Raw genomic sequence first — 13,412 nt, forward strand, 5'->3', positions numbered from 1 at the left:
TGATGCGGTCTGTCGGGTAAGCGGTTACTCCTTCGTCATTTGGAAAGAGGAGTGACCGATGCTTTATGCAATCCTTTGTTACGCCCATGAGGAAACCGTCTTCGCCTGGACCAAAGAGGAGGAGGCTGCCGTCATGGAAAAGCTTTACGCCGTGCAGGAGCCGCTTGCCAAAGCCGGCAAGCTGGGGCCTGTCGGCCGGCTGATGCCGACGACGGTGGCGACGACCGTGCGCAAGGGCAAGGACGAAGCTCTCGTCATCGATGGCCCGTTCGCGGAAACGAAAGAGGCGCTTCTCGGCTTTTACGTGGTTGACTTCGATACGCTCGACGAGGCGGTCGCCTTCTCGAAACAGCTATCCTCGGTCAATCCCGGCTCCACCTCTTACGAAATTCGGCCTTTCTACGTGTTCAGGCCGGGAGATGCTGCATCATGACCGATATCGCCTGGATCGACCTTGCCCTTGCCTCAGCCCGCCCGAAAGCGCTCGGCGCGCTGTTGCGCTATTTCCGCGATCTCGATACCGCGGAAGAGGCGTTCCAGGAGGCATGCCTGCGGGCGATCCGGACATGGCCGGAAAAAGGACCGCCGCGCGATCCGACGGCCTGGCTCATTTTCGTCGGTCGCAACAGCGGTATCGATGCCGTGCGCAAACGGTCGAAGCTTCAGGGGCTGCCGGACGAGGACGTCATTTCCGATACCGAGGATGCCGAAAGCGATATCGTCGAGCGGCTTGATGATTCCAACTATCGCGACGATATCCTGCGGCTTCTCTTCATCTGCTGCCATCCGGATCTGCCGGCGACCCAGCAGATCGCGCTGGCGCTGCGCATCGTCTCCGGCCTTTCGGTGACGCAGATCGCGCGGGCCTTCCTGGTCTCCGAAAGCGCCATGGAGCAGCGCATCACCCGGGCCAAGGCGCGTGTCGCGAAGGCGGGCGTGCCTTTCGAAACGCCGAGCCCTGAGGAACGGGCCGAACGTCTCTCGATCGTCAGCATGATGATCTATCTTATCTTCAACGAAGGCTACAGCCAGGCCGATCCGAGGCATGAGGCAGCCGCCTTCAGCGACGAAGCGATCCGGCTGGGACGCCTTATGCTGCACATCTTTCCGTCCGAACCGGAGTTGATGGGGTTGCTTGCGCTCATGCTTCTGCAGATATCGCGCCGCCCGGCGCGCTTCAGTCCCGAAGGCGAAATCGTGCTGCTCGAGGATCAGGACCGCTCTCTCTGGAACCAGCTTTTCATCAATGAGGCCCTGGCGCTTCTCGACAAGGCGGTGCGCCACCGCCAACCGGGACCCTACCAGCTTCAGGCGGCCATCGCCGCCATTCATTCCCGCGCGAAACGCGCCGAAGACACCGACTGGGCGGAGATCGATCTGCTTTACCGCGCGCTGGAACGTGTTCAGCCGTCGCCCGTCGTAACGCTTAATCGCGCGGTCGTCGTTTCCAAGCTGCAAGGGCCGCAGGAGGCGCTGGATCTTATCGATCCGCTCGGCGAGAAGCTCGGGGGCTATTTCTATTATCACGGTCTGCGGGGCGGGCTGCTGAAGCAGCTTGGTCTGACCAGCCAGGCGCGCGAAGCCTTCGACCATGCCATCGCGCTTGCCCATTCGGCGGCAGAAGCCGCCCATATCCGCCGGCAGATCGACAAGATGCAGGAAGAGGCGGCGCAGCCGATTGCAAATTAATTTCGGCGTGCTGTCGGAACGGCGAAGTTTGACACGTCCTTGTAACAACCTGATACGAAACGGGTTTCACTCAAACGGAGAGATGTTGAAATGACCGTCAGCACGCAACATGAACTGGTCCTTGTTCGCGAATTCGACGCTTCGCGCGAGAAGATTTACAAAGCCTGGACCGATCCCGACCTGCTGAAGCAATGGTTCGTGCCGCGCCCCTGGGGTGTTGCGGAAGCAACGCTCGAGGTGCGGCCCGGCGGTTCCAGCATCGTCGTCATGCAGGATCCCGAGGGCAATCAGTATCCGAATCGCGGCGTCTATCTGGAGGTCGTCGAGAACGAGAAGATCGTCTTCACCGACGCCTATAGCAGCGCCTGGATGCCGTCGGAAAAACCCTTCTTCACCGGCGTCATCCTGCTCGAAGACCTTGGCAACTGTCGCACGAAATATACGGCCAAGGCGCTGCACTGGCGCGCCGAGGACAAGGAAGCGCATGAGAAGATGGGCTTCCATGAGGGATGGGGCAAGGCGGCTGATCAGTTGGCGGAGCTGCTGGCGACGATGTGAGCGGCGGGGCGTGGCGCTTCAGGTGAGGTCTGAGGCAGCTTGGAAGATGATTCCGCCGGCGGCTGGAAGTCGTTGAATTCAGATTCGAACTGGTGGTTCGAGTTCGTGCTTCGGTCGCGGCTCTGGTGTGCGTGACACCCCCTCTGCCCTGCCGGGCATCTCCCCCACAGGTGGGGAGATCGGCAAGCGGGTGGACCGTCGCTCCCTCTCTGACGGCTGCGGCAATCACGATGTCTAGTTGTTTGGGCAAGCCATTGCGTCCAGCCGATCTCCACCCTTGTGGGGGAGATGCCCGGCAGGGCAGAGGGGGGGTGGCCACGGCGCAAAGACTCCTTGTTGTTTCGCCGATAAAGCTCGGTCGACAACAACACGTTCGCGAAAATCACCGCGCCGCCTATCAAGATTCTCGAACAATCCGTTCCACAATTTGTATTTGCGCTCCATCCCCACCATCCTTATCTCCGGATCGAGTTCAACAGGATACCGACGATGGAACTGGGCCTTTACACATTCGCCGATGTCAATCCCAATCCCTCCCGCAGCAAGGGAGCTGAGGGGGCCGAGCGGCTGAAGTATCTGATCGAGGAGATCGAGCTTGCCGATCAGGTGGGGCTCGACGTCTTCGGCCTCGGCGAACATCATCGGCCGGATTATGCGGTATCGGCCCCCGCCGTGGCGCTGGCGGCGGCGGCCGTCAAGACCAAAAACATCCGGCTGACCAGCGCCGTCACTGTGCTCTCCTCCGATGATCCGGTGCGTGTGTTCCAGCAGTTTTCGACGCTTGATCTCATTTCCAACGGTCGTGCCGAGATCATGGCAGGGCGTGGCTCTTTCATCGAGTCCTTCCCGCTGTTCGGCTACAATCTCGAGGATTACGACCAGCTTTTCGAGGAGAAGCTCGATCTGCTGCTGGCGCTGCGCGACGACGAGACTGTCGCGTGGAAGGGTGAGCTTCGCGCGGCGATCAACGGACGCGGCGTCTATCCCAGGCCGCTGCAGGATCCGCTGCCGCTGTGGATCGCGGTCGGCGGCACACCGCAGTCGGTGGCGCGCGCCGGGGCGCTCGGACTGCCGGTGGCGCTCGCGATCATCGGCGGCGAGCCGCGCCGTTTCGCGCCGCTCTTCGATCTCTACCACGAGGCTGCGCGCCGGGCAGGGCAGGATAAGGCGAAGCTGAAGACCAGCATCAATGTCCATGGCTTCATCGCCGACACGACGGAGAGAGCCGCTGACCAGTTCTACGGCCCGCAGGCCGAGGTGATGAACCGTATCGGCCGCGAGCGCGGCTGGGGACCGACGAGCCGGGCGCATTTCGATCTGTCGCGCGGGCCGAACGGCGCGCTCTTTGTCGGCGATCCCGAGGTGGTTGCGGAAAAGATCATCGCCCATCATGCGATATTCAAGAACGACCGCTTCCTGCTGCAGATGGCGATCGGCCTGATGCCGCATGATCAGATCATGCGCGGCATCGAGCTCTACGGGACGAAAGTCGCGCCGATCGTCAGAAAGGCATTGACTGAAAGGGGCGAAGGGGCGAAAGCCACGGCTTGATCAGCGCAATTCCTCAGCGCGTCCTGCCGGACGCGTGCTCTAAGGCGGCCGCGGCCGTCGCGTGCAGGCCGGAAGAGACGAATGGTAATCGCAAACGACGATGAACTGACAAAGCTCAAAGAGATCGGCCGGATCTGCGCCAACACCATCCAGGTGATGGCGGCGGCGATGGAGCCCGGCATAACGACGCTGGAGCTCGACCGGATCGGCCGCAAGGTGCTCGAGGATTCAGGCGCGCGCTCGGCGCCGGAGTTCTGCTACCAGTTTCCCGGCGCCACCTGCATCAGCGTCAACGAAGAAATCGCCCACGGCATTCCAGGCGCGCGTGTCATCCAAGCCGGCGACCTGATCAATATCGACGTCTCGGCGGAAAAGGACGGCTTCTTCGCAGATACCGGCGCTTCCTTTGCGATGCCGCCGGTCAAGCCGAAGATCGAACGCCTCTGCCGCGACGGCAAGCGGGCGCTCTGGGTCGGGCTCAATCAGGTGAAAGCGGGCGAACCTCTGGCAAAGATCGGCACCGCCGTCGGCGCTTTCGCGCAGAAGAACCGCTATACGCTGGTCGCCAATCTGGCGAGCCACGGCGTCGGCCGCTCGCTGCACGAGGAGCCGGCCGAGCTCTCGACCTGGCCGGATCCGTCGGAAAAACGTGTGATGACGGATGGCCTCGTCTTCACCGTCGAGCCGTTTCTTTCGCTCGGCGCGACCTGGGCCGAAGGCGGCGACGATGCGTGGACGCTCTATGCCGATCCGAAGGCGCCGACCGTGCAATTCGAGCACACGGTGGTTGCGACGCGGAACGGGCCGGTGATTCTGACCTTGCCGGATGGGCGGGCGTAGGGTTTCATCGTCGGCGCACCCGCCTCGTCCTTCGAGGCCCCTGCGGGGCGTCTCAGAGTCTGTGAATCTTTTGGATTCTCGTTGTTTTTACGAGAGCTAAGTCATTGATTTGACTCGCATCGAAAATGGCAAAATCGATTCACACGCTCTCAGGATGAGGTTCTCTTAGAGGCTGTGCGCATACTCCTGCGTCCGCGGTTATAAGCGCGGCATCCTCCAAAGCCCCTTATGCTGAGGTGCGCAGCCATAGGGCGAAGCCTCGAAGCACGCCGCAACGCCGCTCCTTGCGTTCATCGAACTCGGAGCGCTCACCTCATCCATCGACTTTCGCAGAATTGATCAATCGATCAGAAATAGTCGTTTGCGATGCCGGTGCTGCAGGGCGATAAGCGTTGCATGCTTTCCCGCCCCCCTCGCTCCCCGCCGAATCTCGTCTCTACCGCCGCTGCCGGCGCCGCCGCCATGGCGGCGGCCATGGGCTTCGGGCGCTTCTCCTACACGCCGATCCTGCCCGGCATGATGAGCGGCGTGCCGCTTTCGGCGGCCGATGCCGGTTTTATCGCGTCGGCGAATTTCGTCGGTTATCTCGTCGGCGCCGTGCTGGCGGCCTATGGCTGGGCGGCGGGGCGCGAACGGCTGGTGGCGCTTGCGGCATTGCTGGCCAACGCGATCCTGCTCGCCGCCATGGCGGCTACCGATTCCGTCGCGATCTTTGCGGTCATCCGGTTCGTGGCAGGCCTTGCCAGCGCCTTCGCCATGGTTTTCACCTCATCGATCGTGCTCAGCCACGGGGCTGCTGCCGGCAACGATCATGTGCAGGCTGCGCATTTCGGCGGGCCGGGGGCGGGCATCGCGCTTTCGTCGGTCATGGTGCTGCTGATCGGTCTTGGCTTTCACGATGAGCCGGGCGGCTGGCGCGCCGATTGGATCGGCGGAGCGCTCTATTGCGCGGCAAGTCTCGCCGTCGTCTGGTGGCTCTTGCCCACGGCGCCGGCACAAGCAGCGCGAACGGGCAAGGAACCGGCGCTCCACTGGAGCCGGCCGATGGTGCTTGTCACGCTCTCCTACGGCCTGTTCGGCTTCGGCTACGTCATCACGGCGACCTTCCTCGTTACCATCGCACGCATGGCGGCGACGGGAGCTTTCGTCGAATTTCTCTGCTGGTTCATTGCCGGTGTGACGGCGGCGGTGGCGCTGTTTGCCTGGAAGCCGTTGGTCAGGCCGCTCGGGCTGGGCGGCGTCTATGTCGCGGCGCTCCTGATCGAGGCGGCCGGCGTGCTCGCCACCGTGGCGCTGCCGCCCTCCGTCGCGCCGCTGATCGGCGGTGCGCTATTCGGGGCGACATTCCTTGCGATCACTGCCTACGGACTGCAGATCGGCCGCAAGCTTTCCCCGAAGAGTCCGCGGCGGATCCTGGCGATGATGACGGCCGCCTTCGGCGTCGGCCAGATCGTCGGGCCGATTGTTGCCGGCTGGATTGCCGAACGCTCGGGCAGCTTTACCCTGCCGACGGTGATCGCTGCCATTGCCCTGGTCGTGTGCGCTTCAATGGCGATGCCGGTGATGAAGGAAATCCATTAAGTGGTTACAAGTGCGTAACAATGGCTTGAGTCCATTGCCGCTTTCTTCGAAGTGCCTTAATTTCCGGGCAATCAGCATCTGCTGATGCTCCCGAGATTCCCGTTCAGGAAAGTGCCCCAGTGTTCCTTTCATTTTTCCCAAAACCAAAAGCTTTCTTTATATCGGCCGCGCTCTGGTGCCTGGCCGCGGTCCTTCTTTGGTATTTTGGTGGCGAGCAGGCCGGCGCGGCGATCGGACTGCCGCCGCTGCCCGAAGGGCAGGAAGCACCTATCGGTGTGTCTGTCTTTTGGACGGCACCTTTCCTGTGGTTCTATATCTATTATGCAATTGTCGTTGGTTTGTTCACTGCCTTCTGGTTCTGGTATAGTCCGCATCCCTGGCAGTATTGGTCAGTTCTCGGTGCTTCGCTGATCATTTTCACGACTTACTTTGGTGTACAGGTCAGTGTTGCTGTGAACGCTTGGTATGGGCCTTTCTATAATTTGGTCCAGCAGGCCCTAGAGAAGGTCGGTTCCGTTCCCGCTTCACGATTTTATGCGGAACTGCTGATATTCGCCAGTATAGCGTTTGTTGCGGTCGCGATTCGGGTGTTTACCTCGTTCTTCGTAAGCCATTGGGTATTTCGTTGGCGCACAGCGATGAACGACTACTATGTCGCTAACTGGCCCAAGCTGCGGCATGTGGAAGGCGCGTCTCAGCGCGTGCAGGACGACACGATGCGCTTTGCACAAACGGTTGAGGGTTTGGGCGTCAGCTTTGTCGATTCCATCATGACTTTGATTGCATTCTTGCCGGTACTTTTTCGGCTTGGCGCAAATATTACGGAATTGCCGCTAATCGGCGCCATCCCGCATGCGCTTGTCTGGGCCGCAATCTTCTGGTCGTTGTTTGGAACAGTCTTTCTGGCTATTGTCGGTATCAAGCTGCCTGGGCTGCAATTCCTCAATCAGCGCGTGGAAGCCCACTACCGCAAGGAACTGGTCTATGGCGAGGATCATGCAGATCGCGCGGATCCGTTAACGTTGGCTGAATTATTCACGAATGTCCGACGGAATTATTTCCGTATCTATTTCCACTATACATACTTCAATGTCGCACGTCTCTTCTATTCCCAGGCTGATAATATATTCAGTTTTATCGTTCTCATTCCATCGATCGTCGCAGGTAAGCTGACGCTGGGATTGATGACGCAGATTACGAATGTTTTCGATCAGGTTCGCGGATCTTTTCAATATCTCGTAAGTTCCTGGACGACTATTATCGAGCTGTTGTCCATCTACAAACGTCTTAGGACTTTCGAGGCGGCGATCGACGATGAACCGCTACCTGCGATCGATCGGCACTATCTGGAGAGGGAAGCCGGCGTCGCGCATGTCGATGGTTGACTGGTGAGGTTTGGGCGGATGGGGCTGAACGGCACTACCCCTCAATTTTAAAACACCGTCAGAGCCCTGAGGTCTGCTCCAATTTCCCACGCGCCTTGATCATCGGGATGGCTTCGGAATAGCTGACGCAGGCCACGTCGGTCTTATGGCAGACGTTTCTGACCAGGCGGTCGAGCGCGCGCCAGTAGGCGCCGCCGTTCATTTCGACGAAATGGAAGCCGAGCTGGAGGGGAATGCGGTCGCCGTTATATTGGCGGTCGAAAGCCTGGGAGAAGGCGGCGTAAGCGCGGTCTTCGAATGCCTTCGAATCCGCGCTGTCCTCCTCACCCTTGGAATGGCGGACGAAGAGATTGTAGTCCATGCCGATGATCGGCTTTTCGCTGGGGCCTTCGGGGATCAGGGGCAGGCCGAAGCGGAGGATGCCGTCTTCTTCGACAGGCATGGCCGGACCCTTGGTGACGAGGCTCGCGTCATAGGTGAAGCCCGCCTTCTTCTCGGCGGCGATCATGTCGGCGCCCGCCGTCGCCGAGAGATAGGGAGCGCGAAAGCCCTTGATGCCGTGATCGACCAGATCCTGCCAGCCGGCGGGTTCATCGAGGCCGACGCTCTTCCAGGCATTTTTCAACGTGGCATGGAAGGTCGCGTATTCGGCGGACCAGTCGGCCTCGCTCCAGAGGCGGCCGTCAAAATGGCCGCAGGCATGGCTCGCTATGTCGTGACCTTCGAGATGGGCATGCCAGATATTGCCGAGGCGCTCGCGGATTTCGTCGTCGCTCTGGGCAAAACCGACATTGGATTTCCCGCGTTTCTGGTGCGGCGCCTGGTAGGTCTTCTTCGCCGCTTCGTTCATCAGGAAAGTGCAGGAGAGGAAATAGGTGAAATGGGCGCCGTTCTTCGCCGCCATCTCGCGGCTTTTCACCCAGAGCGCGTTGTCGTGGGCACCGTCGAAGGAGATGATGACGAGCTGCTTCGGTTGGTCGGCCGCCTCTGCTACCGCGGAAAGAACGAGGGAGGCAACCAGACAGACGGCGAGGAGAGGACGAGACATGGGCACCGCGGCAATTTGTTCGCGGTTTCCCTCCGATAGAATTGCGGCGAAGCTGCGGTCACAACTGGTATTTTTTCCCGCCAGCCGCTAAGTCATGTCAAACTGCACGGAAGGGACCGCAATGGCACTGCTTATCGTCGGCATCATACTTTTTCTCGGGGTGCATCTGGTGCGGGTGGTGGCTCCGGATCTGCGCCGCTCGATGATCGCAAGTCTCGGCGAGAAGGGCTGGCGGGCCGGCTATTCGATCGCGAGCATCCTCACACTGATCCTCCTGATCTACGGATTTGGTCAGGCGCGGCAGGTGACTGGCATGCTCTACAATCCGCCGGTCTGGATGGCTCATATATCAATCACGCTGATGCTGTTCGCGATGATCTGTCTCGTCGCCTCGCTGCTGCCGGCGGGGCATATAGCGACCAGGACCAAACATCCGATGGTGCTGTCGGTAAAGATCTGGGCGCTGGCGCACCTGCTCGCCAACGGCGAGACATCGTCGGTCCTGCTGTTTGCGGCCTTCCTTGCCTGGGGCGTGATTGTGCGCATTTCACTCAAGCGCCGCGAGCTGGCGGGCGAAATCACGCTCCGGCCCTTCGTCTCGGCCAAGTACGACCTCTATGCCGCCGTCATCGGGATCCTCGTCTGGGCGCTGATCATCTGGAAGCTGCACGAATGGCTGATCGGCGTTTCGCCGCTCACCATGTGACGAATCTTTCACATCCCCCTTACAACGGCGGCAAAATGGGGTAGAAGGCCGGAAATGTGCGTGTCATGCACATGCGTATAGGTATTTCCGCGGCCGGAGACGAGAATGGCATTCAACGACGACAGCTTCATCCGTGAAGTCAATGAGGAATTGCGGTCCGACCAGATGAAGGGCGTTTGGCGCCGGTTCGGCCGCTATATCATTGTCGTCGCCGTTCTGATCGTTCTCGGCACCGCCGGCAAGGTTCTCTATGAATATTGGGACGACAACCGCTCCTCCAGCGCCGGCGACCAGTTTCTGGCGGCGATGAAGCTTGCCGACGAAAACAAGAACGACGAGGCGCTGGCCGCGCTTGAAAAGCTGGAGAAGGAAGGCCATGGCGCCTATCCGGTGCTGGCGCGCATGCGGGCGGCGACTGTCCAGGCGCAGAAGGGCGATGCTGCTGCTGCGATCGCCGCCTTCAATGAGATCGGCAAAGACAACAGCGTGCCGGCTGCCGTGCGCGATGTCGCCAAAATGCGCGCGGGCTGGCTGCTGATCGAGAACGGCTCTTATGAGCAGGTTTCGGCTGCGATCGAAGAAATGGCCGTGCCGAGTAACGCTTTCCGCCATTCGGCGCGCGAAGCACTCGGTCTGGCCGCCTACAAGGCCGACAACATGGCGCAGGCGCGGCAATGGTTCCAGTCGATTGTCGACGACGCCGGCAGCCCGCGTCCTGTTGCCAATCGGGCGCAGATGATGCTTGATCTCATTACCGCATCCGGCAAGGCGCCCGCCGCGCAGGGCTGAGTTTTAAGGAAAAAGAATGAGTTTCACGGTCGCCATCGTCGGTCGTCCGAATGTCGGCAAGTCGACGCTTTTTAACCGTCTGGTGGGAAAGAAGCTTGCGCTCGTCGATGATACACCCGGCGTGACGCGCGACCGCCGGCCGGGCGATGCGCGGCTGATGGGGCTGACCTTTACGATTATCGACACGGCCGGTCTGGAAGAAGCCGACGAGGAAAGCCTGCAGGGCCGGATGCGCGCGCAGACCGAAGCGGCAATCGATGAGGCTGATCTTTCGCTTTTCGTCGTCGACGCCAAGAACGGGCTGACGCCTGTGGATACCGCTCTTGCCGAAATGCTGCGCCGGCGCGGCAAGCCGGTGGTGCTCGTCGCCAACAAATCCGAGGCGCGCGGCTCCGACAGCGGCTTCTATGACGCCTATACGCTGGGGCTCGGCGAGCCGACGCCGATTTCGGCCGAGCACGGGCAAGGCATGCTCGATCTGCGCGACGCGATCGTCGAGGCGATCGGCAAGGACCGGGCCTATGCCAAGGAGGATGTTGCCGTCACGGACGTCGATATTCCCCACTCAGCTGATGAGGGTGAGGACGAGGACGAAGAGCCAGCTTATGACGAGACCAAGCCGCTGCGAGTGGCAATCGTCGGCCGGCCGAATGCGGGCAAGTCGACGCTGATCAACCGCTTCCTCGGCGAGGATCGGCTGCTGACCGGCCCGGAGGCAGGCATCACCCGCGATTCCATTTCGGTGGAATGGGACTGGCGCGGCCGCACCATCAAAATGTTCGATACCGCCGGCATGCGCCGGAAAGCGCGGGTGACGGAGAAGCTGGAGAAGCTTTCGGTCGCCGATGCCCTGCGGGCCATCCGCTTCGCCGAAACCGTCGTCATCGTTTTCGATGCGACAATCCCCTTCGAGAAGCAGGACCTGCAGATCGTCGACCTCGTACTGCGCGAGGGTCGCGCGGCCGTGCTCGCCTTCAACAAGTGGGACATGATCGAGGACCGGCAAGCGGTGCTTGCGGATCTGCGTGAAAAGACCGATCGGCTGCTGCCGCAGGCGCGCGGCATTCGCGCCGTGCCGATCTCCGGCCAGACCGGCTGGGGACTCGACAAGCTGATGCAGTCGATCATCGATACCGACAGGGTGTGGAACAAGCGTATTTCGACGGCGCGGCTCAATCGCTGGCTGGAGACGCAGCAGATCCAACATCCGCCACCGGCCGTTTCCGGCCGCCGCATCAAGCTGAAATATATGACGCAGGTCAAGGCCCGTCCGCCGGCCTTCATGATCTCGTGCACCCGCTCCGACGCGCTGCCGGAATCCTATACGCGCTACCTGATCAACGGGTTGCGCGCCGATTTTGATATGCCGAGCGTGCCGATCCGCATCCATTTCCGTTCGCCTGATAATCCGTACGAGTCGAAGAAGAGGCGGACGTAGGGTTCGACGTAGCCCGCCATGCACCCCCCTCTGTCCTGCCGGACATCTCCCCCACAAGGGGGGAGATCGACTCGTGGATGGAATCTCTCCAAACAATTGATGTTGGAACGAGCGGGTCCGCCCCAGCCGATCTCCTCCCTTGTGGGGGAGATGCCCGGCAGGGCAGAGGGGGGTGCTCCAGGCGACCTTGCTATCTTGGTGGTAGTCTATCGCTAAGCCACGCTCTTGTTCAACGCCTCGCGCAGCGCCACGATCTCAGCCTGTAGCGGCGGCGATGCAGCCGGGGATTGCCAGTCGCTTTTTCCTTGAGGCACTTACCTTCCTCCGTCAGCCGAAGCGCGACGACGCGTTCGTCCTCGCGGCTGCGCTCGCGCCTGATATAGCCGGCGCTTTCCAGGCACTTACAAGTAACGTCGATCAATCTCCGGATGGGAGAGGCCCGGCGGTTTCGCCGGGCTTTCTGCTTCTTGGAAGCGACTTGGCGAATTGCCAAGCCTTTTTCCATTTCGGCGTGATGACCCCATTGGCAGCGCGAATATTGTTGATGAATTGCTGCGTTGCCGCTTCCCAAGAATATTGCATGGCAAGCTCACGCGCCTTGGTGCGCGAGGCGGAGAGAGCGGCCAGGCATGCTGCCTGCAGGTCGGCGTCGAGTGCTCCGACCTCGCTGTCCTCGCCGATGATATCGAGCGGGCCGGTGACCGGGTAGGCGGCGACCGGCACGCCCGATGCCAAGGCTTCGAGAATGGTGTTGCCAAAGGTGTCGGTGAGCGAGGGGAAGACGAAGACATCGGCCTGGGCATAGATTTTCGCCAGATCCTCGCCGAATTTCACTCCGGTGAAATGGACGTTCTTATAACGCTGCTCCAGTTCGGCGCGCGCCGGACCATCGCCGACGACGACCTTGGAGCCCGGCAGGTCGAGATCGAGAAAGGCCGGCAGGTTCTTTTCCAGCGCCACGCGGCCGACGGTCATGAAAATCGGCCGAGGAAGGCCAAGAGGCTCCGGCTCAAGCGGCATCGGATGGAATTGCGTGGCGTCGATGCCGCGGGTCCAGGGCATCAGGTTCTTGATGCCTCTCGCGGACAATTCGCGAGCAAGGCTTGGCGTCGCCACCATGCAGCCGGCGCCGCCATTGTGGAACCAACGCACGAAGGCGTAGAGCCAGCTCTCCGGTATCGGCAGGCGGGCAGAAACATATTCCGGAAAGCGCGTGTGATAGCTGGTTGAGAAAGGCATGCGCTTGCGCAGGCACCAGCGGCGGGCGGTCAATCCCAGCGGACCTTCGGTGGCGATATGCACATAGGTCGGATTGTGCTTTTCGATCTCTCGCGCGACACGTCGGTAATTGGCAATCGACAGGCGGATTTCCGGATAGGTCGGGCAGGGGATGCTGTGGAAACGCTCCGGCGTCACCATCGCAACCTCGACACCCATTTTCGCCAGTTCGCGATTGGTGTTCTCGATTGAGCGGACGACTCCATTGACCTGCGGATGCCAGGCGTCGGTAACGATCACCAGCCTTTCCGGCAGGTTTCCGGCGGCTGCGGCATTGGCCCAGCTTTCGCCGCTATAAGTATTTGCCGGACGTTGCAGCATATCGCGATTTCCATCCGCGTTGCAGTGATCTGTCAACGCTCAACCCCAAAGCGGGGTTCCGGAACGGCGATTCCCGCTTGCCTATTTTGAGGCATGACCATGATGGAAATATTACAGCCGCTTGCCAGTGTTTTCAGGCGTTTAGCGGTCCGATCGGCGCAAATATGTCAGCGGCCGATCATCATTTCAGAAAGAAAGAATGACGGCGCCGGTCGGAGACCGGCGCCG

At 60.9% G+C, this 13,412-nt stretch carries 12 protein-coding genes and 1 pseudogene; 10 read left to right on the forward strand and 3 right to left on the reverse strand.

Annotation, left to right across the window (positions count from 1 at the left end):
* The first annotated feature begins 58 nt into the window (after nt 1–58).
* From QWJ46_RS01995 to sbmA, 7 genes are all read left to right on the forward strand, one after another.
* Nucleotides 59–433, forward strand: a complete 375-nt coding sequence (locus tag QWJ46_RS01995; protein ID WP_302748802.1) for a YciI family protein — start codon at nt 59–61, stop codon at nt 431–433.
* A complete protein-coding gene (locus tag QWJ46_RS02000) occupies nt 430–1,689 on the forward strand; it encodes an RNA polymerase sigma factor (RefSeq protein WP_302748803.1) in 1,260 nt (419 codons plus the stop codon). Before QWJ46_RS01995 ends, QWJ46_RS02000 begins: the two co-directional genes overlap by 4 nt.
* A 90-nt stretch (nt 1,690–1,779) precedes the next feature.
* Nucleotides 1,780–2,247 (forward strand): SRPBCC family protein, encoded by a 468-nt coding sequence (locus QWJ46_RS02005; RefSeq protein WP_302748804.1) that lies wholly within the window; start codon nt 1,780–1,782, stop codon nt 2,245–2,247.
* Between the two features lie 489 nt (nt 2,248–2,736).
* Complete coding sequence (locus QWJ46_RS02010; RefSeq protein WP_302748805.1) at nt 2,737–3,798, forward strand: LLM class flavin-dependent oxidoreductase; 1,062 nt, start codon at nt 2,737–2,739, stop codon at nt 3,796–3,798.
* Nucleotides 3,799–3,879: 81 nt separating this feature from the next.
* Complete coding sequence (gene map, locus QWJ46_RS02015; RefSeq protein ID WP_302748806.1) at nt 3,880–4,638, forward strand: type I methionyl aminopeptidase; 759 nt, start codon at nt 3,880–3,882, stop codon at nt 4,636–4,638.
* Nucleotides 4,639–5,004: 366 nt separating this feature from the next.
* A complete protein-coding gene (locus QWJ46_RS02020; RefSeq protein WP_302748807.1) occupies nt 5,005–6,219 on the forward strand; it encodes an MFS transporter in 1,215 nt (404 codons plus the stop codon).
* Nucleotides 6,220–6,338: 119 nt separating this feature from the next.
* Nucleotides 6,339–7,604, forward strand: coding sequence for a peptide antibiotic transporter SbmA (gene sbmA, locus QWJ46_RS02025; RefSeq protein ID WP_184454034.1), 1,266 nt, complete (start codon nt 6,339–6,341; stop codon nt 7,602–7,604).
* Nucleotides 7,605–7,662: 58 nt separating this feature from the next.
* On the opposite strand, the gene QWJ46_RS02030 is transcribed toward sbmA, so the two are convergent.
* Nucleotides 7,663–8,652 carry a polysaccharide deacetylase gene (locus QWJ46_RS02030; protein ID WP_302748808.1) on the reverse strand — a complete coding sequence of 330 codons (990 nt, stop codon included), beginning with the start codon at nt 8,650–8,652 and terminating at the stop codon, nt 7,663–7,665.
* A 121-nt stretch (nt 8,653–8,773) separates the two neighbouring features.
* Between QWJ46_RS02030 and QWJ46_RS02035 the strand changes: the two genes are divergently transcribed.
* The 3 genes from QWJ46_RS02035 to der all read left to right on the forward strand — a co-directional run bounded on the left by QWJ46_RS02035 (nt 8,774) and on the right by der (nt 11,585).
* Nucleotides 8,774–9,358: an NnrU family protein gene (locus QWJ46_RS02035; RefSeq protein WP_302748809.1), complete on the forward strand. Its 585-nt coding sequence runs from the start codon at nt 8,774–8,776 to the stop codon at nt 9,356–9,358.
* 105 nt (nt 9,359–9,463) lie between these two features.
* Entirely contained in the window at nt 9,464–10,147 is a 684-nt protein-coding gene (locus tag QWJ46_RS02040) for a tetratricopeptide repeat protein (RefSeq protein ID WP_184454040.1), read from the forward strand.
* A 16-nt stretch (nt 10,148–10,163) separates the two neighbouring features.
* On the forward strand, nt 10,164–11,585 hold the full coding sequence (der, locus tag QWJ46_RS02045) for a ribosome biogenesis GTPase Der (protein WP_064804199.1): 1,422 nt from the start codon (nt 10,164–10,166) through the stop codon (nt 11,583–11,585).
* Nucleotides 11,586–11,797: 212 nt separating this feature from the next.
* Here der and QWJ46_RS02050 read toward each other — a convergent pair.
* Both QWJ46_RS02050 and QWJ46_RS02055 read right to left on the reverse strand, forming a co-directional pair.
* Nucleotides 11,798–11,988: pseudogene (locus QWJ46_RS02050) on the reverse strand (MarR family transcriptional regulator); the annotation flags it as partial.
* 14 nt (nt 11,989–12,002) lie between these two features.
* Nucleotides 12,003–13,184 (reverse strand): glycosyltransferase family 1 protein, encoded by a 1,182-nt coding sequence (locus QWJ46_RS02055; RefSeq protein ID WP_302748810.1) that lies wholly within the window; start codon nt 13,182–13,184, stop codon nt 12,003–12,005.
* Nucleotides 13,185–13,412: the final 228 nt, after the last annotated feature.

Origin of the sequence: Rhizobium sp. CBN3, assembly GCF_030518245.1 — a bacterium.
Classification (GTDB): Bacteria; Pseudomonadota; Alphaproteobacteria; order Rhizobiales; family Rhizobiaceae; genus Rhizobium; species Rhizobium aethiopicum_A.